The following is a 24,951-nucleotide window of genomic DNA, read 5'->3' as shown; positions in this document are numbered from 1 at the left end:
GGCTGCCGTCTTTGTTATTGTCGCTGACGCGGTTGGCGCCGTTAGCTCAGTTGGTAGAGCAGCTGACTCTTAATCAGCGGGTCCGGGGTTCGAAACCCTGACGGCGCACCACACGGAAACCCTGCCCCGGCAGGGTTTTTGTGGTTTCCGGGGTTCTCACCCCACCTTCGGCAAAAGACCGTCACGGCGCCCGCCAAATCTGTAAGCTCAGCTCACTGTTTCCAGGGTGCTCGCCGATCGCTGTTTGCTGACTCGGCGGATCACCCTCTCTTTGTGCCGAATGATCGTTGGGAGAGGTTTGCTATACGCACTCCCGGTCGCGTTGCGATGACCACTCGAGAGGACCCGGCGCTGCACGGGGATCGCAACGCCGACGGCATCGAGGCAATCGAGGACTGGGCCGTCGGGTACGTGCAGCGCCACCCGATCGCCGCCCTCACCACCGTCGGTGAACAGTTCGTCCTCGGCATCCGCACCATCCAGTACTTCTTCGGCGACCTTGCCTCCGGACGCTTCCAATGGCACGAGTTCGTCCGCCAGGGCGCCTTCATGGCCGGTACGGCGGTGCTACCGACGATCCTGGTCGCGTTGCCGATCAGCGTCACCCTGTCGGTGCAGTTCGCGTTGATGGCCGGTCAGGTGGGCGCGACGTCGCTGGCCGGCGCGGCCAGCGGACTGGCCGTCGTCCGGCAGGGCGCATCACTGGTCGCGGCGCTGCTGATGGCCTCGGCCGTCGGCTCCGCCATGACCGCCGACCTGGGCTCGCGGACCATGCGGGAAGAGACCGCCGCCATGGAGGTGATGGGAATCTCGGTGGTCCGCCGCCTCGTGGTCCCCCGCTTCGCGGCGGCGATCATGATCAGCTTCGCGCTGACCGGCGTGGTGTGCTTCGTCGGGTTCTTCGCCAGCTATCTGTTCAACGTCTACTTCCAGAACGGCGCACCGGGCAGCTTCGTGTCGACCTTCGCATCCTTCGCGACCCCGGCCGATCTGGTGCTGGCGCTACTCAAGGCGGTCATCTTCGGAGCCATCGTCGCGGTGGTGTCGGCCCAGAAGGGCCTGTCCACCAAGGGCGGGCCGACCGGTGTCGCGAACTCGGTGAACGCCGCGGTGGTCGAAGCGATCCTGGTGCTGATGATCGTCAACGTCGCGATCAGCCAGCTGGCCGTCATCCTCGCGCCCAGGACGGGGCTGTGAGTTGACGACGTCGTCCTACCTCCCCTTCGCGCCGCTGGCCGGGCGGTTGGTTCGGCTCTACCGCCGCAGCACGATGCCGATCGTGCGGGTGGGTCACCTTCTGGTCTTCTTCATTCGGGCCCTGGTCGCCGTGCCGATCGCCCTGAAGCACTACCGAGGCGAGTTCCTGCGATTGCTGTCGAACATCACCTGGGGCAACGGCTCTCTCGTGGTCGGCGGCGGCACGGCCGGGGTGGCGATCGTGCTCGGCCTGAGCGTCGGCGCGCTGGTCGGCATCGAGGGCTACAACTTCCTCGAACTGCTAGGGCTGGGCCCGGCCACCGGGTTCGTCTCGTCGTTGGTCAACACCCGCGAGCTGGCCCCGCTGATGGCGTCGATGGCGTTCGCCATCCAGGGTGGTTGCCGCTTCACCGCCCAGTTGGGCTCGATGCGCATCAACGAAGAGATCGACGCCATGGAATCCCTTGCCATCCGGCCGATCCCGTTCCTGGTGACCACCCGGCTGATGGCCTCGGTGGTCGCGATCGTCCCACTCTATGCCGCGTGCCTGGCCATCAGCTACCTGAGCACCGAGGTGGTGGTGTCGCTCAGCGGTGGCGGATCCACCGGCTCCTACCTGCACTACTTCTCGATGATGCTGGCCGGCAAGGACATTGCCTATTCGCTGCTCAAGGCCGTGGTCTTCGTGTGGATCGCGGCCGCGATCCAGTGTTACTACGGCTTCTACGCCAGCGGCGGCCCCGAGGGCGTCGGCGTGGCCGCCGGGCACGGCATGAGGGCGAGCATCACCGTCATCATCATGGTCAACATGCTGCTCACCATGGCGCTCTACGGCGTCGACTCCGGGGCAAGGTTCGGAGGTTAGGCCGATGCCCAATTCCTTCGAACTGGACGGCCGGGGCCCGTCGGACCCGCAGCTGCTCGGCTACGGGCTGGTGGTGTTGGTGGTGGTGGGCCTGCTCACCACCGCCCTGCTGTACAAGTCGACCGGGCGGCTCAACGACTACGTGCCGGTGTTCGCCGATCTGGTCAACGTCGGTGACGGGCTGCCGGAGAAGTCCGACGTGAAGTACCGCGGTGTGCTCGTCGGCACGGTCAACAGCGTCACCCCGGCGGCCTACGGACGGCCCAACTACGTCAAGATCGACCTCAAGCCCGACTACGCAGCCGCGATCCCGGCCGCCGTCACCGCCCGGGTGGTGCCCAGCAACGTGTTTGCGGTGTCGTCGGTTCAGTTGGTGGACAACGGGTCCGGGACCACGGGTGCGCCCATCCGGGCCGGCGCGCACATCCCTGAGGACACGAAGCTGCCCACCGTGCTGTTCCAGACCACGATCAGCAAGCTACGTGACCTATTGAGCGCCACCGGCCGTGGCCGCGACGACGCATCCGTCGGAATCCTGGCCGCGCTCGCCGCCGCCACCGACCATCGCCGGGTGAAGCTCGTCGATGCCGGAAAGAGCCTGGATCGCCTTCTGGATCAATTGAACTCGGTGGTCAGCTCCGACACCGGACCGTCGACGTTGTCGGCGTTCGTCGAGGCCACACACGGGCTGGCGGCGACGGCCCCGGACCTGCTCGACACCCTGCACCAAGCCGTCGAACCCATGCGGACATTCGCCGAGACCCGCGGCCAGCTCACCAGCCTCCTCGCCGGCACCGACCACAACCTGGACACCACTCATCAAGCGCTCGAGCGTCACGTCGACCAACTCATCCGGATCACAGGAGATTTCACGCCCGTGCTCGGCGTGCTGGCGCTCAAGTCGCCGGCATTCCTGCCGGCCGCGGTCAAGATCGACAACTTGGCAACCAGGTTCATGAACGAGGTCTGGATGCCCGACCGGGCGGTGGCCAACGCGCGGGTCAACATCTCCTTCACCCCGTCGTACTCCTACACCAGGGCCGACTGCCCACGCTACGGGACGCTGAAGGGGCCGAGCTGTTACACCGCACCGCTGGTTCCAGTGCGGCCCGATCTGCCCGAGGTGCTTCTGCCGCAGAACTATCAGCCCCCCAAAGATCTCGCCCCACCGCCGGGGACCGTCGTCGGAGCCGACGGCAACCTCGTCGCGGTCGGACCGCCGCTGATCAACCCAGTGCCCAACCTGGCCGATCCGAATCCCCCGCTGCCGCCGGGTATGACTCCTTCTCCCCCGGTGACGGGCAGCGCCAACCCGGACGACGCCCCGCCGGCCGCGGCGTCGGTCACCCCGTCCTCGTTCGGCGGAACCGTCGGCCCAGTCGGCAGCCAACAGGAACGAAACATGCTCAGCGTCATCACCGGCCGTCCCGCGACGGCGGCCACCGAACTGCTGCTCGGTCCACTCGCCCGTGGCACGACGGTGTCGATGACCACTCCGGATGCGACAGAGGGGTCGAAGTGAGATCCCGCGCACCGCTGGTCGGCCTGTCGCTGTTCATGGTCGCCGCCGTGGGCGTCACCTGGCTGGTCTATGTCAGCCTGCGCCGCGATGTGGCCGGCAACACCGCGTCGTACTCGGCGGTGTTCACCGACGTGTACGGGCTGCGCGAAGGTGACGACGTCCGGATGGCCGGTGTCCGGGTCGGCCGGGTCGAAAGCATCGTCCTGGACGGCAGGCTCGCCAAAGTCTCGTTCCTGGTGCAGGACGATCAGCCGGTGTTCGGTAACACCGTGGCCTCGGTGACCTACCAGAACATCGTCGGGCAGCGCTACCTCGGGCTATCGCTGGGCCCCGAGGGCAGCCCGCAGCGGCTGGCGCCGGGCAGCGTCATCCCCGTGGAACGCACCGAGGCCTCGTTCGACGTCACCGCGCTGCTCAACGGATACGAGCCGCTGTTCAGCCTGCTCAACCCACGCGACGCCGACAACCTGACCAAGGCACTCATCCAGTCGCTGCAGGGTGACACCTCGTCGTTGGCGACCCTGATCAGCCAAACCACAACGCTCACAGAGACATTCGCCGGCAAAGACCAGAACCTCGGCGAGGTGATCACCAATCTGAACCACGTCGTCTCCACCCTCGCGCGACAGAACTCCGATCTCGACAGCATCATCACCTCGACCCGCGACGCCGTCACCGCCCTCGACCGCCGGCGCCCCGAACTGGTGGCCGCGGCCGGTTCGACGGCGCGGGTGATGGACCACTTGTCGGCCTCGGCCACGGCGGTCTATCCGTCCGTCACCGCGATGATCCAGCGCCAGCCGGGCACTGTGCAGCACCTACTGGGTGTCGAACCTCAGGTCGCGTTCTTCGCCGACAATATTCCGCTGGTCCTCAAGGGCCTGGCCCGGATGGGCAACCAGGGCGCCTACGGCAACGGGTACGCCTGCGACGCCAACGTTCTCGGCTTCTTTCCCGGCCTCAACGATGTGGTGCCGATCATCGTCAACGCCGCCACCCCGGGTGGGGTCGCCAAGCACACCCCCAAGTGCAGGAACACCGGCGATGGCTGATTTCCGCACCCGCCCGCTGGAGAGCTACAACAAGACCTGGCTGGGGTTCATCGCCGTCGCGGTGGTCGCCGTGGTCATCGCGGCCATGGTGGTGGTCCACACCGCCGGGGTCGGATTCCGGCACTACACGGCCGAATTCCTGCAGGCGGCCGCACTGCGGGTCGGCAATCCGATCACCGTCGCGGGTATCCCGGTCGGCACGATCAGCAGCATGAAGCTCGCCGGCGACCACGTCGAAGCGGGCCTGAAGATCCGCGAGGACATCGCCCTCGGCGCGGACTCCAAGGCGGTGATCAAGGTCGCCACCATCCTCGGTTCCCGCTATCTCGCCCTGGACCCGCACGGCACCGGCGCAGTGCCGAACAACACCTTCGACCTCGCCCACACCGAAGTCCCCTACGATCTGCAAGCCGCCTTGAAAGACGCCACAACCACTTTCGAGCAGGTCGACTCCGACCGGTTCGCTCAGTCACTGTCCCTGCTCGGCAAGCAACTACGCGACATGCCCGCCGTCGTCCCCGCGGCCATGGCCAACATCGACACGCTGTCCTCGATCATCGCGGCGCGCCGCGACCAGTTGGGCCAGCTGCTCAAGAGTTCCGAAGAGGTCACCAACACCCTACGCAGCCAGCAGGCCAACCTGGGCAGCCTGATCAACCAGGGGCAGGACCTGCTCGGCCAATTCGTCGCCCGCCGCGCGGTGTTCCACGCGCTGATGCAATCGCTGACCAATCTGGTCGACATCCTCGATAAGCTCGTGGTCACCGACCGGCCCCAGGTCGAAGCCCTGATCGCCGACACCCGCGAGCTGACCGAGCTGATAGCCCGTCACGACGACCTGCTGCGCAACACGCTTCAGGTCAGCCCCGTGATGTTGCGCCAGGTAGCCAACATGAGCGGAAACGGCAACGCCATCGACTTCACCGCGTCCGGGGGTGCGCTCGTCGATTCGTGGATGTGCGCCATCAGCAGCCGGGCCGAGCAGTTCGGCATGATCCAGTACTACAAGGACTGCAAGTGAGCGGCACCTGGGTCCGGCCACGTGTGCGGGTCGCGGCGATCCTCGCCGCGGTGACGACGGTGATCGCCGTGGCTACAGCCGGCTGGTGGTACTGGGCAGGCAGGCCGAAGCCGATCACCGTGACCGCCCAATTCGACAGCGCCGCTGGCCTTTACGAAGGCAATGTGGTGGCGGTGTTGGGTATGCCGGTCGGTAAGATCACCACCATCACCCCGCGCGGAAGCTATGTCGAGGTGGTGTTCACCGTCGACCGTGACGTAAAGGTGCCTGCCGACGCGCAAGCCGTCACGGTGTCCACCTCGATCCTCACCGAACGCCAGATCGAGCTCACCCCGCCCTACACCGGTGGCCCCGCCCTGGCCAACCACGACACCATCGGCCTGACCAGAACCAGGACACCCGTCGAATTCAGCCGCGTGCTCAGTGTTTTGGATCGAGTGGCGACCTCCCTGCGCGGCGACGGCCACGGCGGGGGGCCACTAGCCGACGTGATCGACGGCGGTGCCGGGGTGGTCGACGGCAACGGTGCGAAGATCAAGCAGGCGCTCGACCAGTTGTCCGCCGCCTTGCGCCTCAGCGGTGACGACGGCTCGCAAACACGCGAACAGGTCACCACCATCGTGAGAAACCTCAGCTCACTGCTGGAGGCGGCTGCCGCCAACGACGCCACGCTGCGCGAGTTCGCCTCTACCCTGCACCTGGCGAGCCAGGTCATCGGCGACGAGGACCTCGGCACCGGCACCACCGGACGGAAGCTGAATCAACTGATCCAGCAATCCGCCGATCTGCTCGACGCTCACCGCGACACGATCAAGCAGACCGTCGTCAACGGCGGCACGCTGGCCAAGACGGCCGCCGACAACCAGCGCGAGATCGCCGAACTTCTCGACCTGGCACCGATGGTGGCCGACAACATCTACAACAGCATCGATCAGAGCAACGGAGCACTGCGCGGGCACGCGCTGGTGGACAAGATCGTCTTCGACAGTCAATGGACCAAGGAGGTCTGCAACCTGATGGGCCTGCGCCAATTAGGTTGCAGCACAGGAACCCTGCAGGACTTCGGACCGGACTTCGGGCTGACCTACGTCCTCGACGGCATGGCTGCGATGGGCCAGAAATGAGCACGGCCCGCCGTCTCGCAGTGGCTGCCGCCACGGTGATGCTCACCGCGGGCTGTGGCACCAACGGCCTTGCCAGCCTTCCACTTCCGGCTCCCGGTCTGGACGGGCCCAGTTATCGGCTGACGGCCATGTTCGCCAACGCCCTCAACCTGCCGATGAAGGCCAAGGTGAAACTCGGCGGCGCAGACGTGGGCCAGGTGGAGTCCATGGCGGCCCGCAATTACACCGCGGTGACAACACTGCGGATCAATGCCGGCGTGCAACTGCCGGTCGGCAGCACCGCCGAATTGCGCACGGCTACCCCCCTGGGCGATGTGTTCGTGGCGGTGCAGCCGCCGCCCGACGCCGCGCCCGACGCGGTCATGCTGCACGACGGAGACACCATCGGCCTGAACTCGACAGGATCGGCGGCGACGGTCGAATCGGTGCTCAGTTCGGCGGCCGTGCTGGTCAACGGTGGAGCAGTACGCAACTTCACCACCATGATCAACGGTTTCGGGCGGGCCGTCGGTGACCGGGGCCAGGCACTGGCCGACCTGATCGGCAAGTCGAACCAACTGTTGGCGACGATGAACGGCCGCTCCGACCAGCTTGCGGCTGCGATGACCGAGATGAACCACCTCACCGGCGAACTCGACGCCAAAGAGCAGACCATCACCGAGCTGATGGCCGCGGCCGGTCCCGGCACCGATGCACTGGCCGCCAATACGACCCAACTGTCCGACCTGGCCGTCCAGGCCGGTGACACCGCGCAGTTGCTGTCGAGGTTCCCGTCACTGAACGGAACCGACACGAGCGGACGCAGCATGATCGGTGATCTCAACACCCTCGCCGCCACCTTCAATGATGTTGCGGTGAGCCCCGATACCAGCTGGCTGGCCCTCAACCGGATGCTGCCCCCGCTGATCAAATCGACGTCCGGCTTCGCGGTTGCGGGCAGCGGCAGCCTGGACCGCCTGGTCATCGGGTCCGTCCCCGACATCGGCTTCCCCGGCGACATCGGCTTCCACGGCCCGCATCGATACAACTGGAACCAGTTCGCCGGTTCCTTGAAATACACCCTGCTGCGGCTGCAGGAACGGGTGGTGGGCCGCGGCCCGAATTCGCCGCAGCTGCCGGTGATCCCGGATCCTGACACCCCGGGCGCCGTTCTGGGTGATCCGCAGCCGCCGGGAGCACCGCCGTGATCGCATCGCTGGCCACCACCCTTGTCCGGGTGGTGCGCGCGGGTCACCGCCACCAGACCTGGTTGTCGGTGGCCGGTTTGGCGCTGACGCTGGTGCTCGCGACCGCCTACCTGCTGGCCGGCGCGCTGCGGGTGGCGCCGTTCGCGACGTCGTATCGCGTCACCGTGCACCTGCCGGACTCAGGTGGGCTACTGCCCGGACAGGACGTCGCCCTGCGCGGCGTGCGCATCGGACACGTCGAATCCCTGCACCTCACCGAGACTGGGGTAGACGCCATCGCCGACATCGCTTCGACGGTCAAGATCCCCGCGTCGACCATGGTCGCGGTCTCGGCGCTGTCGGCCGGCGGCGAACAAACCCTCGACTTTCGCGCCGATTCCGAGAACGGACCCTATCTGCGCGACGGCAGTGCGGTGGCAGCCGACCGGGCCACCGTGCCGTTGAGCATGGCGCAACTGCTCGCCGACTCCGACGGCATGCTGGCGCAGGTCGATCCGGCGAAGATGGAGCTGATCAAGAAGGAGCTGAGCCTCACCGGCCGCGGGCCGCAGAAGCTCGCCGCAATCGTCGACGGCGGCACGTTCCTGCTGTCGACGCTCGATTCGGTGTTGCCCGAGACCACCAGCATCATCAGGACCAGCCGGGTGGTGCTGAACCTCGCGGCCGACAAGAACGCCGGCCTGGCGGCGACCACCACCGCGCTGGGCCCCACGCTAGCCGGCGTCGCGGGGATGCAGGACGGCTACCGCCGCCTGATCGACCAAGCGCCGCACAGCCTTTCGACGGTGGACAACCTCTTCGCCGACAATTCCGAGACCATGGTGCAGCTGCTCGGCAGCACCGTCACCAGCGCGCAACTTCTCTACCTGCGGGTGCCGGCGCTGAACGCCTTGTTCCCCGACTACCGCGGCTCGCTGCTGGACGCGCTGAACAGCACCATCCACGACCACGGCATCTGGGCGACCGCAGACTTCTACCCCCGCTACGCCTGCGACTACGGCACACCGGCATTCGCTCCGTCGGCCGCGGACTACCCCGAACCATTTATGTACACCTACTGCCGCGACGACGACCCCGCCGTCGGCATTAGGGGCGCCAAGAACGCGCCACGACCGGCCGGCGACGACACCGCCGGCCCTCCCCCGGGCGCCGATCTGGGCCGCCGAACCGACCCGACGCCCCGGGGCCGCTACACCATTCCCACCCCCTACGGCGGGCCCGTCCTGCCGATCGAACCACCGCACTGACACCGCAGCCGAGGAGATCCACGTGGCCACCACAACCGAGAACGAACCCGACACCGACATCGACGTCGGCACCGATCTCGATACTGATGTCGATACCGAGGAGCAGCCCACGGCCCGACCCCGGCCGTGGGGCCGCTACCTGCGCCGCAGCATCCTGCCGATCCTGTTGATCGCATCGCTGTCGGTCTCGGGTCTGCTCGGCTGGAAGCTGTGGCAGGAACACCAGGCCGAGCAGGCCGGGCAGGCCGCGCTGCAGGCGGCCCTGAAGTACGCCACCGTGCTGACGAGTGTCGACTCCACCAACGTCGACCAGAATTTCCGCGACGTGCTCGACGGGTCGACCGGCGAGTTCAAGGACATGTACACCCAATCCAGCGTTCAGTTGCGCCAACTGCTGATCGACAACAAGGCCACCGCACACGGCGTGGTGGTGGACTCGGCGATTCAGTCCGAATCCACCGACCGCGTCGTGGTTCTGGTCTTCATCGACCAGACCGTCAGCAACATGACGGTGCCCGACCCGCGCATCGACCGCAGCAGGATCAAGATCACCATGACGAAGGTTGACGGCCGCTGGCTGGCCAGCAAAGTCCAGTTACTCTGAGCGGCAGAGACTTTCATGTTGCTAAACAGGATCGCCGCGACGATGGCCCTGGTGTGCGCGTCGACGGTCTCCGGGGCGGCTACCGCGGGGGCCACGGCACAGTCCTTCTGCGGTGAGCTCGGTGGCGCCTGGGACGGGCAGTACTGCCACACCACCGTCACCTCCGAGCGGAACGCCGTTCGTGACATCAAGGTCGCGGTGCCCGGCGACCTCGTCGACAACCCGGTGACCGGTCCGGTGATCCGTGACTACCTGCGCACCCTGGTCGCCAACTGGACGACGGTCGGCGCCCACATGGTGGCCGACAGCTTCGGTGCGGAGAACTACCAGATCTTCACCCACGGCGACCTGCTCAGCGTCGTGTTCCACGAGGACTACCACGCCGACGGCCCCAAGCCCAACAACGCCTATCGCACCTTCACCTTTGACATGAAAAGCGGTCGCCGACTAGAACTCTCGGACATCGCGACCGATCGGGCCGCCATCGCGACGCTCGGGCAGCCGTTCATCGAAGCAGCCCTCGACGCGGCCGCACCGCCGCATACCCCGGGCAGCTACCCGTTTCTCCTCGAACGCTGGACTCCGGACAAGGTGTACTCCGGCGGATATCGGGCCTGGGCGCTGACCTCCGACGAGTTGGTCCTCTACATGCCCGACTACCCGGTGGGTCACGACGAGCCACTCGATTTCACCCCGGGCATCATGCAATGGTTCATGGACGGCGGAACCGTCGAGGCCCACATCCCTTTGGCGGCGCTGGCCCCTGTGCTACGCGCCTGACGCGCCGCCTTGGGGGACTACGCTGCCGTCATCAGGCAAAGGAGCTGGCAATGGACCTGACGGCACGCTTTTCGGAGATCGTGGGGCGCGCCCATCTCCTGACCGGTGCGGCGATCTCCGCGGACTACGGCCACGACGAGGCGCTGACCATTCCCCCGCAGCGCCCCGCCTACCTGGCCAAGCCCGCCACCGCCGAGGAAGTGGCGGGCCTGCTCACGGTGGCGACCGAACATCGGGTTCCGGTCACCGCCCGCGGCTCGGGTTGTGGCCTATCTGGTGCCGCGCAGCCGCTGGCCGACGGACTGCTGATCTCCTTCGAACGGATGAACGCCGTGCTCGAGATCGACGCCGACAACCATGTCGCGGTGGTCCAGCCGGGCGTCACCCTGACCGAACTGGATGCCAGGACCGCCGAAGTCGGCCTGAGCTACACGGTGTACCCCGGCGAGCTGTCCTCGAGCGTCGGCGGCAACGTCGGCACCAACGCCGGCGGCATGCGGGCGGTGCGCTACGGCGTCACCAGACACAACGTGCTCGGACTGCAGGCCGTCCTGGCCACCGGCGAGATCATCCGGACCGGCGGCAAGATGTCGAAGATCTCCACCGGCTACGACCTCACCCAGCTGATCATCGGCTCGGAGGGAACACTGGCACTGGCCACCGAGGTGACGGTCAAGCTGGTTCCCCGGCCCGCGCACGGCCTCACCGTCCTGGCCCCGTTCGGCGACTTCGACCAAGTGATGGCGGCGGTGCCGAAAATCATCTCCAGCGGGCTGAACCCCACCATCGTCGAGTACATCGACAATGTGGTCATGGCGGCGATTGTCAACGCCGAGAACCTGGAGCTGGGCATCCCGGATCAGATCCGCGAGTCGTGTCAGGCCTACCTCGTCGTCGCGCTGGAGAACAACCACACCGACCGGCTCGACGAGGACGCCGAGACTCTCGGTGGACTGCTCAGCGGCTGGGGCGCATCGGATGCCTATGTGCTGCAGGGTAATTCGGCTCGACGCCTGATCGAGGCCAGGGAGAACGTCTTCTGGACCGCCAAGGCGATCGGCGCAGACGACATCGTCGACGTCGTGGTCCCCCGGGCGGCGATGCCGGAGTTCCTGCGCCGGGCCCGCGATATCGCAGCGGCGCACGGCGCCGGCATGAGCGGCTGCGGGCATGCCGGCGACGGGAATGTCCACGGTGTGCTGTTCTGCAAGGATCCGCAGATCCGCAGCACGGTGCTCACCGGAATCTTCGCCCTCGGCATGAGCCTTGGGGGCGCCATCTCGGGCGAGCATGGTGTCGGCCGCGCCAAGGCGCACTACTTCTGCGAGTTGGAGGATCCGGCCAAGCTGGCGCTGATGCGTCGCATCAAGAGCAGCTTCGACCCAGCGGGGATCCTCAATCCGGGCGTGACGTTGACCTGACGGCGGGCGTTGCGAAGTTGCCCACGCAGCGTTGCACGTGATTGCCCACCAGCGTGATGTACGTCGCTGTCGATATCGACAGCAACGCCCGAATGCAGCCGGATGACCAGGGAAAATCCGCGTCAATAGATAACCGACAGTGAGTCCATGGAACCGATTTACCCGATTTGTACAGCAACAATGCGTGGGACGATGTTATAGTCGCCGTTAGCTGGATTGACCGACCGGCCGCCAAGGACATCTTGTCCATTGACGCAGTGAGGACTTAGCCACATGGTGCCGGAACACCCCGCCCACCATCCCGAAAGCGAGATAGCTCTGCGGCCGGCCGTACTGCCGACTCCGGTGCATGAGCACAGCTGCAGCCGGCTGGGCTTGGTCGCCAATCCCCCGGGCTTTCGGCGGTCCCTGGGGGACTGGCTCCGCCGCCGCGGTTAGCCGTTGCGAATACGGCGGACCACCACGATCACGGTGACGGCGGTGACGCCGGCCAAGGTCACGGCGACCGCGGGTTTCTTGACGAAACGCAGGAGCGCGGCCTTGACGTCGTCGGCGATGCGCTGGGGGTTGGCGCGTTCGGCCAGCGAGTCCACGGTCAGCGCGAGTCGATCACGCGCCTGATCGATATCGGCCTTGATGGCCTCGGGATCCCGGTCCGCCACTTCCATCCTCCAAACTGCCGCCCTGCCGAACTACCCTAGATCAAGCCGGGTCAACCGCGACGCACCGGTGGAAGAAGGGAACCTAGGTGACCGAGACAGCACGCCTCGAGGTCGGCGACACAGCGCCGGCGTTCAGCCTGACCGACGCCGACGGCAAGACCGTCACGTTGTCCGACTTTAAAGGCCGCAAGGTGATCGTCTACTTCTACCCGGCCGCGATGACACCGGGCTGCACCAAGCAGGCCTGCGACTTCCGCGACAGCCTGGCCGAGTTGAACGGGGCGGGTATCGACGTCGTCGGCATCTCGCCCGACAAGCCCGAGAAGCTGGCCAAGTTCCGCGACCGCGACGAGCTCACCTTCACGCTGCTGTCCGACCCGGACAAGACGGTGCTGACGGCCTGGGGTGCTTACGGCGAGAAGAAGATGTATGGCAAGACGGTGCAGGGCGTCATCCGCTCGACCTTCGTGGTCGACGAGAAGGGCAAGATCGAGGTCGCCCAGTACAACGTCAAGGCCACCGGGCACGTCGCCAAGCTGCGCCGCGACATATCGGTGTAGCGCTCGAGTGTGCGTCCTGGGCGCCCACTGTGCGTCCAGGGCGGACTATCCGGCCGGTCACCGCCATGGGTGCACACTCGACGCCCTCGTGGCACAGTCGACGCGGCGAGGAACGCCACCAGCTAGGTGCGCGCCTCACCCAGTTTCTGCAGCAGCAGCGCTTCGGTGGTGGCGGCACGTTCGAGCACACCCAGATGCAGGCTCTCGTTAACGCTGTGCGCCTGGGTGCCCGGATCCTCGACCCCGGTGACCAGGATGGTCGCATCGGGGAAGGCGGCGGCGAACTCGGCGATGAACGGGATCGAGCCGCCCATGCCCATGTCGACGACGTCGGTGCCCCAGGCCTGGTGGAAGGCGGCGCGGGCGGCCTCGTAGACCGGCCCGCTGGCGTCGATGGCGTAGGGCTGGCCGACGTCCCCGGGAGTCACGGTGACGTGTGCACCCCATGGGGCGTGTTCTCCAAGGTGCCGGCGCAGCGCGTCGAGGTGGGCGTGCGCGTCACCGCCCGGGGCGATGCGCATGCTGACCTTGGCGCTGGCACGCGGGATGAGTGTGTTCGAGGCCTTCGCGATCGGCGTGGTGTCGATGCCGATGACGGTGATCGCCGGTTTGGCCCACAGCCGCTGGGCGACCGGGCCCGAGCCGATCTCCCGCACGCCATCGAGCAGCCCGGACTCCTCGCGCACCCAGTCCGGCCCGCGGTCGACGTCCGCGGCGCTGGACTCGTGCAGCCCGGCCACCGCCACATTGCCGTCGTCGTCGTGCAGGCTGGCCAGCAGCCGCACCAGGACGCTGAGCGCGTCCGGTATCACCCCACCCCACAGCCCGGAGTGCAGGCCGTGATCGAGGGTGGCGACCTCGACGACGCAGTCGGCCATCCCGCGCAGCGACACTGTCAGCGCTGGGATATCCGCCGTCCAGTTGTCAGAGTCGGCGATCACGATGACGTCGGCGGCGAGCTTGTCCTTGTGGGCGGCTAGCAGCCGGGCCAGCGACGGGGAGCCGGACTCCTCCTCCCCTTCGACGAATACCGTCACCCCGACCGGCGGGTTGCCGTCGTGCGCGCGAAAGGCGGCCAGGTGGGTGGCGATACCGGCCTTGTCGTCGGCGGTGCCGCGGCCGTAGAGCCGGCCGTCACGCTCGGTGGGCTCGAACGGTGCCGAATCCCACTGCGACGGTTCGCCTTCGGGCTGAACATCGTGGTGGGCGTACAGCAGTACGGTCGGCGCGCCGGGCGGGGCCGGGTGGCGCGCGATGACCGCGGGGGCACCGCCCTCGCTGACGATCTCGACCTGCGTGAAGCCCGCTGCCCCCAGCAGGTCGGCGACCGCGCGTGCGCTGCGGTGCACCTCGTCGCGGCGGGCCGGGTCGGCCCACACCGACTGGATGCGCACCAGATCCTCGAGATCACTACGCACCGAGGGCAGTACGGCCTGGACCCGCTCGACAAGATCGCTCATGGCCTCGACCCTACCCAGATGTTGATCGCCCGCGAGCAGACACAAAATCGCACGGATTCAGGCCAAATGGTGCAATTCTGCGTCTGCTCGCGAGTTAGGGAGTCTCCAGGATGGCAACCGCGGCGGCGGTGTCGCCGTCATGGGTCAGCGACACGTGGATGGTTACGTCGGCCAGGTGCTCGGCGATGGCGCCCGTCAGTCGCACCTTGGGCCGGCCCCACATGTCGGTGATCACCTCGATGTCGCGGTGGATACCTTCGGGCAGCACCGGGCGCTGCGCGAACCGCGACCCCGACCAAGCCTTGATGACCGCCTCCTTGGCAGCCCACCGGGCCGCCAGGTGCCGCGCCGCGACCGAGCTCTTGTCGGCCGCGTCGCGGCGCTCACCCGGGGTGAACGTCTCGGCGAACACCGTTCCCGGCTGGTCGACCTGCTCGGCGAAATCGGCGATCGACACCACATCGATCCCCACACCCACTATCGCCACGCCGCAAGACCCTACCGGACGTAAATACCATCATCGCCCAGGCGTGACGCCGGGTCGAGCAGCATCGCGGCTTCCTGACGCTTCTCCGGCAGATCGTGGTCGAACCGGCGATCGGCGGGCTTCTCGTACATCGGACGTCCGCCGGCGATGGCCGAGAGCAGCCGCCGCTGACCGGCCAACACCCGCTGCTGCGCCCGCTCGGTGTAATCCGCACGCTCCTGCTCGCTCAGCGAGGACAGGAACGCCTGCGGATGCACCAGTGCGATCAGACCCGACACGTGCCCGAAGCCCAGGCTGGTGACCAGACCCGCCTTGAGCGGGAACTTGTCGCCCAGGCGCAAGGTCTCGCGTGCCCAGACGAAGTGTCCGGACGTGGCCAGCTCGTCGTCCACGCAGTCCAGACTGCGGTTCGGCGGGATCACCCCGTCGCGCAGGACCTGGCACAGACCCATCATCTGGAAGACCGCCGCCCCGCCCTTGGCGTGGCCGGTCAGGTTCTTCTGCGAGATGACGAACAGCGGTGCGCCCGACGAGCGGCCCATCGAGTCGGCCAGCCGCTCGTGCAGCTCGGTCTCGTTGGGATCGTTGGCCAGGGTCGAGGTGTCGTGCTTGGAGATCACCGCGATGTCGTCCGGGCCGACTCCCAGCTTGGCCAGCGAACGGGCCAGCTGGGAATCCTTGCCACCACGCCCGGCGCCCAGCGCACCGAGTCCGGGAGCGGGGATCGAGGTGTGCACGCCGTCGGCGAAGCTCTGCGCGTAGCCAACCACGGCCAGCACCGGCAGACCCATCTTCAGCGCCAGGTCGCCACGCGCCAACAGGATGGTGCCGCCGCCCTGTGCCTCGAGGAAGCCCAGCCGTCGACGGTCGTTGGCGCGGGAGAACTTCGAGTCACTGATGCCCTTGGCCCGCATGACCTCGGTGTCGGCGGTGGCCGCCATGTCACCGAAGCCGATCACGGCCTCCAGCGTCATGTCGTCGAAGCCGCCGGCGACCACCAACTCGGCCTTGCCGAGACGGATCTTGTCCATGCCCTCTTCGACCGACACCGCCGCGGTGGCGCAGGCGCCGACCGGGTGGACCATGGCGCCGTAACCGCCGACGTAGGACTGCATCACGTGAGCGGCAACGACATTCGGCAGGACCTCCTGCAGGATGTCGTTCGGCTTGGCGGTGCCCAGCAGGTTGCCGTGGAACATGGTCTGCATGCTGGACAGGCCGCCGATGCCGGTGCCCTGGGTGCTGGCCACCATGCTGGGATGCACCCAGCGCATCAGCTCGGTCGGGGTGAAGCCCGACGAGAGGAAGGCGTCGACGGTGGCGACGATGTTCCAGAGCGCCACCCGGTCGATCGAGTTGACCATGTCCGGGCTGACGCCCCACACCGTGGGATCGAATCCGGTCGGAATCTGCGCACCCACTGTCCGCGACAGCTTGGTCTTGCGGGGCACGCGGATCTCGGTGCCCGCCTTGCGGATCACCTGCCAGTCCGAGGAATCGGGAACCGGACGGGCCACCGTGTGTTCGGGATCGACCTCGACGAAGGCGCGGGCTTCGGCCTCCGAGGAGACCACGAAGCTGAAGTCCTTGTCCAAGAACACGCTGACCAGCAGGGGCGCCGAGTGATCCGCGCCGACAGCGCCGTCATCGACGAATTCCCGGATGCCGCAGCGCTCCACGACGGTGTCGTGATACCGCTCGACTAGCTCGGCCTCGTCGACCAGCTCGCCGCTGGCGGTGTCGTACCACCCCGGCTTGGGATCGTCCTCCCACTTGATCAGACCGGTGGTCCAGGCCAGTTCGAGCACGCCGGCCGCCGACAGCTCGTTGTCGACCTCCATCTCGAAACGGGTGCGTGACGAGCCATACGGCCCGAGCTCGGCACCGCCGACGATAACCACCAGATCGGCCGGGTCGACGTCGATCTCGGCCCATTCCGGCGGTGTCGACGCGGTGTAGCCGCGCGGCGGCGACGGCAGCGCGGCGATGGTGCCGGAGGCCGGCTCATCGCCGGAATCCGTTGCCGCGGAGGACTCCTGGGCCATCTCCTCGCGGGCCTTGGCGGCCAGCTCAGCCATATCGAGCTGGACGTCACCGAGCCCACCGGTCAAATCGACCCGCAGCGGAGAGTTGGCCGCGGCCACCTTGGCATCCACCGAGCACAGATCGAGCAGCATCGCGGCCATCTCGTCGGTGGTGTAGGTCTGCACGCCAGCTTCCTCGACCGCACCGACGATGGCGTCGTTGTGGCCCATCAGACCGGTGCCCTTGGTCCAGCCGATCAGCGCATGGGCGAAGCTGACGCGCTGCGCCCACGACGTCTCGGCGTTCCACCGGTTGACCACCGCGTCGAGTGCCGACTTGGACTCGCCGTAGGCGCCGTCGCCGCCGAACATGCCGCGGTTGGGCGACCCGGGCAGCACCACGTGCAGCCGCGAGGCGATGTCGCGCTCGGCACCGATGGAGGACAACCCGCCGATCAGCCGCTCGACTGCCCACAGCAGGACCTTCATCTCCATCTCGGAGCGCGAGCCCGCCTCGGACAGATCACCGCCCACGCGGGGCGCGGCGAACGGGAACAGCAACGTCGGGTTCAGCGCATCCTTGATATGGATCGACTGCGGCCCAAGGCTTTCGGACTGCTCACCGCCCACCCACGACGCCAGGGCATCGATGTCGGCGTAGGACGCCATGTTCGCCGGGACGATCCACAGCGACGCGCCGTAGCGGGCGTGGTCGCGGTAGAGCTTCTTGTAGAAGTCCAGCCGGGCGTCGTCGAGTCGCGATGTCGTCGCGATCACGGTGGCGCCGCCGTCGAGCAGACCTGCGACCACCGACGCGGCGATCGAGCCCTTGGACGCGCCGGTGACCACTGCCACCTCGGCGCTGTAGTGGCCGCGCTCGGGGTTCTCCGCCCCGGCGGCGATCCGCCCGAACAGCGAGGCGTGGACCGTGCGGCCCGCAGCCAGCGCCTTGCCCTGCCACCAGTTCGCCTGGGTGGCAACCACATTGCCGGCGCCCTCGAATCGCTGCGAGAGCCCGAGCCAATCGGCGTCGATGTCGTCCTCGTCGGCGAGCCACAGCTTGACCAAGTCCTCGCGGGCACTGGCCCACCGGTCGTCGAGCAGCACCGCCTTCTTGGCATCGAACGCCGGAGCGACCAGCCGCGGCCAGTCCGAGCCGAGCTCGGCGGTCACCAGATCGATCAGGTCGGCATCGGTGGCCGCAGCAGCGGCGGTGACCGGGTTGTCCAGACCCAACTGGCCCAACACCATTCGCGCCGCCGATGCCAGCACGCCGTCCCGGCCGGTCACCTTCTCGGCGAATTCGGTGAGCGCCGCGGAGTCCACGACCCCGCCCCCGGCGCCACCACCGGCCGACGGCAACGACACCGCGACGCCCTTGCGGGCAGCCACCGAGGCGACCGCCGCGTCGATGGCCTTGTCGACGGCGCCGGCGTCAGCCAGCGCACCGTCATGCAGGCCGCCGAGAGCACCGCCACGAACACTGCTGCCCTCGCGGGTGCCCAGCGCTAGTTCGGCGGTGACGTGCTTGACCCAGCCGTCGCCGAGTTCCCACTTCTTCTTGACCCGCTCGGCGATCGCGGCCGGCCGCTTGCCGGACGGGCCGAGGATCGTGCGCAGCTGGTCGTTGATCGCGTCGGACAGCACCGGGCCGAACGGCTTGTAGGTGCGGGCCAACTTGGAGACCTGTCCCTTCAGCGAGGCCAGGTCCGCCTCGGCGGCACCGTCGATCGCACCGAGGTTGAGCTCCGAGCCCAGGTCGACCAGCAGCTGGTTACGCCGCGAGGACGCGCCGTCGGTGATCGACTCGATCGAATCGAGCAGCTCGATCTGGTCGATGCGCATCTTGGCGCTCAACGCGATCAGCGCCAGGGTGGCGTCACCGGCGTCGAACGCAATGTCGTCCGGGCGAGGTCCGCCGGACGGCGCCGCGGCCGGAGCCGGTGCGGGTGCGGCAGCGGCGGCGGGTTCGGCCGCCGCTTCGGCCGGGGCGGCGGGCTCGTCCTCGACGTCCGGCTCCGGGTCGGTGTCGGTGGCGAACAGCACGGCGGCGTCGCGCTCGGAGTTGAGCACTTCCACTGTGCTGTGGGCGTATTCGGGCAGCTTGAGGGTGTTGCTGGCCAGCCCGGCCACCGTCGGCGCGGACTTCACGCCGATCTCCACGAAGCGCTCGACGCCGAGGCCGCCGGCGGCCTCTTCGATGAACAGCAGATCCTGGGTCTCGATCCAGCGCACCGGGCTGGCGAACTGCCAGGCCAGCAGCTCGATGACGATCCGGCGGCACAGCTCACGGGGCCGCTCGGCCCGCCAGGTGTCGTAGTCGGCGAGGATCTCGTCGAGCGGCTCGGCGGGCACCAGGTCCCGGATCTCCTGGACGAAGTCGCGGTCCAGGGTGAACGGCCGGGGCACCAGGTTGGGGATGTAGCGCCCGACGATCAGTGCCGGGTCGGTATCCTCGGGCATGACCCGCTGCAGCGCCCGACGGAAGTCGTCGACACCCACCCGCAGCACCTCGGAGTGGAACGGCACGTCGATACCCGGCACCAGGATGAACGAGCGCTTGCCGCCGCTGATCTCGCGGCGGCGCTCGACCTCCTCCTCCAGAGCCTCCAGGCCGCGCACCGTGCCGGCGATCGCGTACTGCGAGCCGCGCAGGTTGAAGTTGACGATCTGGAGGAACTCTCCGGTGCGCTCGGCGATACCGGCGACGAAGTCCTTGACGTCGGCATCCGGCAGGTCGATCTGCGACGGCCGGATCGCGGCCAGCCGGTAGTTCGACCGGCCCATCTCGTCGCGCGGGACGATGTCGTGCATCTTGCTGCCGCGGTGGAACACCACCTCCAGCAGCGCCTCGAGCTCGTAGACGCCCGACACGCAGGCCAGTGCGGTGTACTCGCCGACCGAGTGCCCGCAGGCGATCGCACCCTCGACGAAGGCACCCTGCTCACGCATCTCGGCGACCTGCGCGGCAGCCACCGTCGCCATGGCCACCTGGGTGAACTGCGTCAGGTAGAGCACGCCTTCGGGGTGCTGGTAGTGCACTCCGGCGGCGATCAGGCTGGTCGGATTGTCGCGGACCACGTGCAGCACCGAGAAACCGAGGGTGTCGCGGGTGAACTTGTCCGCGGTGTCCCACACCTTGCGGGCAGCCTTGGAGCGGGCCCGGACCTCCATGCCCATGCCCTTGTGCTGGATGCCCTGGCCGGGGAAGGCGTACACCGTCTTCGGCGCGGCCAACCGGGCGGTGGCGCTCATCACCAGGTCGGTACCGACCTTGGCGGTGACCTCCAAAACCTCTGCGCCCAGGTCGATCCCGACCCGGTCGACGCGGAAGTCGATGTCGTCGCCCGGCTTGACCATGCCCAGGAAGCGCGCGGTCCAGCCCAGCAGCTTGGCCGGCGGGACGGGCTTGCCGTCGGTGGCGGTCACCACGTGCTGGGCGGCGGCCGAGAGCCACATGCCGTGCACAATCGGCGAATCCAGCCCGGCCAGCAATGCCGCGGCCTGATCGGTGTGGATCGGGTTGTGGTCACCGGAGACGACGGCGAACGGACGCATGTCGACCGGGGCGCCGATGGTGACGTCGCGACGACGGCGGCGCGGGGTGTCGGTGGCGTTCTCCGACACCGCTCCCCCGGCACGGACCGGGTCGCTGAGTTCCTTGGCGCCGGTGCGGCCGCGGATGGCGAAGCGCTCCTCGAGCACGGCCAGGATGAGGCCGTTGGCGTCGGTGACGTTGACGGTGACCGGGACGACGCGGCCCACCTCGGTGTCGGTGGCCACCGACGCCGTTGCGGTGACGGTCAATTGGGTCTTGTCCTTGGGCAGCGGCTTGAGCAGCTGCGCGGCGTGATCCAGGTGCACCAGGCTCAGCAGACCCTCGACGACGGGGAAACCGCTGTCGGTGGCCGCTGCGCCGATCGCCGCGAACACCGCCGGCCAGCAACGACCGACCAGTGCATCGGGAACGACGGAAAGCGTTGGCGCTAAAGGTGACCCGAAGGTGGCGGTCACCCCGGTGTGGTCGGCGACTCGCTCCGGATCCCACTCGACGCAAACGGTGGTGGAGCCGTCGACCACCGGCGGCAGGGCGTCGGGCCCGTCGACGCCGGCGGCGATGGCCAGCACGGCGCGCATCGCCGCGGCGGCATCCTCGGTGCGCACCACCGGGGCTCCGCCGTCGACCACGGTGGCCGGCAGCGTGAAGGTGATGTCGATCCAGGTGCCTGAGAGCGGGACGCTGAGCACCACCCGATCGGGCCCGGTGACCTCGAGGCGCGCTCCGGTGGAATGGTTTGTCGCGCTGCCGAATTCCCGGGTCGCTTCGCTCCTGCCCTCCGAACGGTTGTCGTGCACCAGCCATGCCGACGGCGGCGCGATGCGGTGCACCGGGTTGGTGGCGGTACGACCGGCCCACAGCACGTCGGGCGAATCGAGCACGATGGCCAGCGGCCCCGTCACGTCGGTGCGCACCCGCAGACGCGAGGCCACCGGTTCGGGCTGTGCACCGGCGGCCAGCGCCTGGTCCACGGCGGCCTTCTCGAAGCGGTCGAGCAGCTCGCCCACCGGCTCGTCGACCCGGGTGATGCCGGCGACAGCTTCGGTGCCGGGGATGACGCACACCTGGTCGGCGGTGTAGCGCGCGTCGTGGGCCTGCCACAGCGAGTCGCTGCGCCACCAGCGGCGGACGTCCTTGTCGATGACCGGCACGAAGTTGACCGGCTTGCCCAGCGTCTTGCACAGCTGGATGAAGAACGGTACGTCAGCCGGATGCAACACCACCGACCCGGCATCGGGGTAGCGGGCCACCAGCCCGGCGATCGCCTGGTCAGGGTTCTCCAGCAGCCACTCGCCGTCGGCGGAGGCCGCGTCGAACAGCGTCTCGATCGGGCCGGTGTCGGCATCGTTGAGCCGGGCTTCGGCGCGCTGCAGCATCTCGGCGAAGCGTTCGCGCCAGGAGATGTCCAGCCACGGCGAGTCGTCGGTCTTGGTGTCGGCGGTGGAGTCGCCGTCACCGATCGCCAGCTCGACATAGCGCTGCAGCCACTGCAGGTAGGTCATCTCGGCGACGTCGCCGAAGTACGGCTTGGCGGTCACCGCCATCGCAGCGATGATCTCCTCGCGGCGCTGAGCGACCGCGTCGGCGTCACCGGCGACCTCGTCGAGCAGCCGGCCGCAGCGGGACGCGGCGTTGTCGATCTCGTGGATGTCGGCGCCGAGCTGGCTGCGCCCGGAAGCCATGCCGTTGACGGCCGTTCCGGCGCCGACCCAGGTGTCGGTGCCGGCGGTGTCGACCAGCAGCTGCTTGACCGCCGGGGAGGTGGTGGCCTCCAGGCAGGCCATGGCGGCGGTGCCGACCAGGATGCCGTCGACCGGCATCAGCGGGTAGCCGTAGACGGCCGACCAGCGGCCGGACAGGTACTCCGCGGCCCGCTCGGGCGTGCCGATGCCGCCGCCGACGCAGACGGTGATGTTGGACCGGCCGCGCAGCTCCGAATAGGTGCTCAGCAGCAGGTCGTCAAGGTCCTCCCAGGAGTGGTGGCCCCCGGCACGCCCGCCCTCGATGTGGACGATGACCGGCTTGGTCGGGACCTCGGCGGCGATCCGGATCACCGAGCGGATCTGCTCGACGGTGCCCGGCTTGAAGCAGACGTGGGCGATGCCGACGCTGTTGAGCTCGTCGATCAGCGCGACGGCTTCCTCGAGCTCGGGGATGCCGGCGCTGACCACCACGCCGTCGATCGGGGCACCGGACTGGCGGGCCTTCTGCACCAGGCGCTTGCCGCCGAGTTGCAGCTTCCACAGGTAGGGGTCGAGGAACAGCGAGTTGAACTGGATGGCCCGGCCCGGCTGGAGGAGCGACTCCAACTCGGCGACGCGCTTGTCGAAGATCGGCTCGGTGACCTGGCCACCGCCGGCGAGCTCCGCCCAGTGTCCGGCATTGGCCGCGGCGGCGACGATCTTGGCATCGACGGTGGTCGGGGTCATGCCCGCCAGCAGGATCGGCGAGCGGCCGGTGAGGCGGGTGAACTTGGTGGACAGCTTGACCGACCCGTCGGGCAGCGACACCACCGACGGCGCGTAGCTGGACCACGGCTTGGCGACCTCGGGGACGGCGCCGACGGTGAACAGGTTGCGCTGGCCGCCGCGGGTGGCGGCGGGGACGATCCCGATGCCCAGGCCGCGGATCACCGGCGCGGTGAGACGGGTCAGGATATCCCCGGGCCCTAGGTCAAGAATCCACCGAGCTCCAGCGTCGTTCAACGCGGTGACCTCTTCGACCCAGTCCACCTGCTGGACCAGGATCGCCTCGGTCAGCGAGCGAGCCAGCTCGACGTCCAGACCGACCTTCTCGGCCCAGCGGCCGACGATGTCGATGCCGTCGGCCAGGCGCGGCGTGTGGAAACCCACCTCGACCTGGACCGGATCGAAGACGGGGCTGAACACCGCGCCGCCACGCAGCTTGTTCTTGCGGTCGGCGGCCTCAGCCTCGGCAATCTGCTCGCAGTACAGCTCGAAGCGGGACAGCTGCTCGGGCGTGCCGGTGATGACCACCGAACGCCGGCCGTTGCGGATGGACAGCACCGGCGGCAGCACGGTGCGAACGTCCTGGGCGAACTCCTGCAACAGTTCGTAGATGCGCTCGGGGTCGGCGTTGGTCACCGACACCATCGGCGGGCGGTCGCCGAGGACCGAGATGCCCCGGCGGCGGGCCACCAACGTGCCGGCGGCACCGATCAGCTGGGCCAGGGCCAACAGTTGGACGTCCTTGGCCCCACCGGCGCGCAGCGCCTCGACAGCCAGCACGCCCTGCGAGTGACCGGCCACCGCAACCGGCGGAGTGGCGGCCAGATCCATGCCCTGGCGGGCCACCGCGCGGATGGCCGCGATCTGGGTCAGCAGGACACCAGGGACCGACACGGCGGCGGAGGTGAGCTGCTTGGCCGAGGGCACCGACTCCTCGGCGGCCAGCGCACGCACCCAGCGCAGCGGCTCGAAGCCGATCGGGCGGACCACGACGAGTTCGTCGGCCACCTGCTCGAGCAGCAGCTCGGCCTCACCGGCCAGGGTCGCGAGTTCCGACTCGATGCCGGCCGAGGTGACCAGCTCCTCGAGGGTCTCCAGCCAGGCGCTGCCCTGTCCGCCGAAGGCGACCGCGTAGGGCTCACCGGCGTTGAGCCGATCGACCAGGGCGTGGGTGTTGGTCTCGGCCGCATTGCCGCTCCACGATTCGTCGCCCGTGGACAGCCTGTCGTGCTCGTGGATCGTCACCTTGTGTATCTCCCTGTCATGCTCGTCGTCGCGGCTCGCGGCCGCGGCTTCGTCGCGTATCGCTACGTGTCGGCGTGTCAGACCTGCGCTGCCCTGCGGAGGTGCTTGTCGGCGATTCCCCGTCGAATCACGGAGCCCGCGCGGCCCCTCGAACGAGGGTCCGCGGGACAAACCGGCTCCACTAAGAGTGGCATAAGAACTGCCACCATTTTCCGCCGGATATTGGTTACTGACGAGTTCTACGCACGGGTAACAGCATGCTGGGTAACACGGCACAGAAGGGCCGACGGGACCTTCCGGGACAAACGTCCTGCATGCAGGTGGTTACGGTTGAGTAGCCACAAGTGCGCAGATCAAGGCACGATTGTTATCGAATCGTTACCTATGGATTCCCTGTCGACACCAGCGGGCCGAGGTGCCCCGCCAAGCACTTGCTCAGTTTTTCAGTCCACATTTGTTCACCAGA

The 24,951-nt window shown here is 68.0% G+C and carries 16 protein-coding genes and 1 tRNA gene; 13 read left to right on the top strand and 4 right to left on the bottom strand.

Going from position 1 to position 24,951, the window contains the following annotated elements:
• The first annotated feature begins 35 nt into the window (after positions 1–35).
• The 12 genes from ACXDF8_RS19520 (at position 36) to ACXDF8_RS19465 (ending at position 12,020) form a co-directional block, all read left to right on the top strand.
• A tRNA-Lys gene (locus tag ACXDF8_RS19520) sits at positions 36–111 on the top strand.
• Positions 112–327: 216 nt separating this feature from the next.
• Complete coding sequence (locus tag ACXDF8_RS19515) at positions 328–1,197, top strand: MlaE family ABC transporter permease (protein ID WP_457224931.1); 870 nt, start codon at positions 328–330, stop codon at positions 1,195–1,197.
• 1 nt (position 1,198) lies between these two features.
• On the top strand, positions 1,199–2,062 hold the full coding sequence (locus ACXDF8_RS19510) for an ABC transporter permease (RefSeq protein WP_457224930.1): 864 nt from the start codon (positions 1,199–1,201) through the stop codon (positions 2,060–2,062).
• 4 nt (positions 2,063–2,066) lie between these two features.
• Positions 2,067–3,584, top strand: a complete 1,518-nt coding sequence (locus ACXDF8_RS19505) for an MlaD family protein (protein ID WP_457224929.1) — start codon at positions 2,067–2,069, stop codon at positions 3,582–3,584.
• A complete protein-coding gene (locus ACXDF8_RS19500) occupies positions 3,581–4,636 on the top strand; it encodes an MlaD family protein (RefSeq protein ID WP_457224928.1) in 1,056 nt (351 codons plus the stop codon). The genes ACXDF8_RS19505 and ACXDF8_RS19500 overlap by 4 nt, the downstream gene beginning before the upstream one ends.
• Positions 4,629–5,657: an MCE family protein gene (locus tag ACXDF8_RS19495; RefSeq protein ID WP_457224927.1), complete on the top strand. Its 1,029-nt coding sequence runs from the start codon at positions 4,629–4,631 to the stop codon at positions 5,655–5,657. Before ACXDF8_RS19500 ends, ACXDF8_RS19495 begins: the two co-directional genes overlap by 8 nt.
• On the top strand, positions 5,654–6,781 hold the full coding sequence (locus ACXDF8_RS19490) for an MCE family protein (RefSeq protein ID WP_457224926.1): 1,128 nt from the start codon (positions 5,654–5,656) through the stop codon (positions 6,779–6,781). Before ACXDF8_RS19495 ends, ACXDF8_RS19490 begins: the two co-directional genes overlap by 4 nt.
• Positions 6,778–7,968, top strand: a complete 1,191-nt coding sequence (locus ACXDF8_RS19485; protein WP_457224925.1) for an MlaD family protein — start codon at positions 6,778–6,780, stop codon at positions 7,966–7,968. The genes ACXDF8_RS19490 and ACXDF8_RS19485 overlap by 4 nt, the downstream gene beginning before the upstream one ends.
• Positions 7,965–9,215 (top strand): MlaD family protein, encoded by a 1,251-nt coding sequence (locus ACXDF8_RS19480; protein ID WP_457224924.1) that lies wholly within the window; start codon positions 7,965–7,967, stop codon positions 9,213–9,215. The genes ACXDF8_RS19485 and ACXDF8_RS19480 overlap by 4 nt, the downstream gene beginning before the upstream one ends.
• A gap of 22 nt (positions 9,216–9,237) precedes the next feature.
• Complete coding sequence (locus tag ACXDF8_RS19475) at positions 9,238–9,819, top strand: Rv1363c family protein (RefSeq protein ID WP_457224923.1); 582 nt, start codon at positions 9,238–9,240, stop codon at positions 9,817–9,819.
• An 18-nt stretch (positions 9,820–9,837) separates the two neighbouring features.
• Positions 9,838–10,599 carry a mannan-binding lectin gene (locus tag ACXDF8_RS19470; RefSeq protein ID WP_457224976.1) on the top strand — a complete coding sequence of 254 codons (762 nt, stop codon included), beginning with the start codon at positions 9,838–9,840 and terminating at the stop codon, positions 10,597–10,599.
• A 50-nt stretch (positions 10,600–10,649) separates the two neighbouring features.
• Positions 10,650–12,020, top strand: coding sequence for an FAD-binding oxidoreductase (locus tag ACXDF8_RS19465; protein ID WP_457224922.1), 1,371 nt, complete (start codon positions 10,650–10,652; stop codon positions 12,018–12,020).
• A gap of 434 nt (positions 12,021–12,454) precedes the next feature.
• Here the strand turns inward: ACXDF8_RS19465 and ACXDF8_RS19460 are convergent, their stop codons facing one another.
• Entirely contained in the window at positions 12,455–12,682 is a 228-nt protein-coding gene (locus ACXDF8_RS19460; RefSeq protein ID WP_457224975.1) for a DUF3618 domain-containing protein, read from the bottom strand.
• 86 nt (positions 12,683–12,768) lie between these two features.
• Here ACXDF8_RS19460 and bcp point away from each other — a divergent pair, with 86 nt between their 5' ends.
• A complete protein-coding gene (gene bcp, locus ACXDF8_RS19455) occupies positions 12,769–13,242 on the top strand; it encodes a thioredoxin-dependent thiol peroxidase (RefSeq protein ID WP_457224921.1) in 474 nt (157 codons plus the stop codon).
• A 122-nt stretch (positions 13,243–13,364) separates the two neighbouring features.
• Here the strand turns inward: bcp and ACXDF8_RS19450 are convergent, their stop codons facing one another.
• From ACXDF8_RS19450 to ACXDF8_RS19440, 3 genes are all read right to left on the bottom strand, one after another.
• A complete protein-coding gene (locus tag ACXDF8_RS19450) occupies positions 13,365–14,702 on the bottom strand; it encodes a dipeptidase (RefSeq protein ID WP_457224920.1) in 1,338 nt (445 codons plus the stop codon).
• Positions 14,703–14,796: 94 nt separating this feature from the next.
• Positions 14,797–15,189: a holo-ACP synthase AcpS gene (acpS, locus tag ACXDF8_RS19445; RefSeq protein WP_457224919.1), complete on the bottom strand. Its 393-nt coding sequence runs from the start codon at positions 15,187–15,189 to the stop codon at positions 14,797–14,799.
• Between the two features lie 11 nt (positions 15,190–15,200).
• The gene (locus ACXDF8_RS19440) at positions 15,201–24,485 is read right to left on the bottom strand and encodes a fatty acid synthase subunit beta domain-containing protein (protein ID WP_457224918.1); all 9,285 of its coding nucleotides are present in this window, start codon (positions 24,483–24,485) and stop codon (positions 15,201–15,203) included.
• Positions 24,486–24,951 lie beyond the last annotated feature (466 nt).

The sequence above is a fragment of the Mycolicibacterium sp. CBM1 genome (assembly GCF_054073305.1).
The sequence above is the reverse complement of the archived record's forward strand: the minus strand, read 5'-3'. Positions and strand labels throughout refer to the sequence as shown.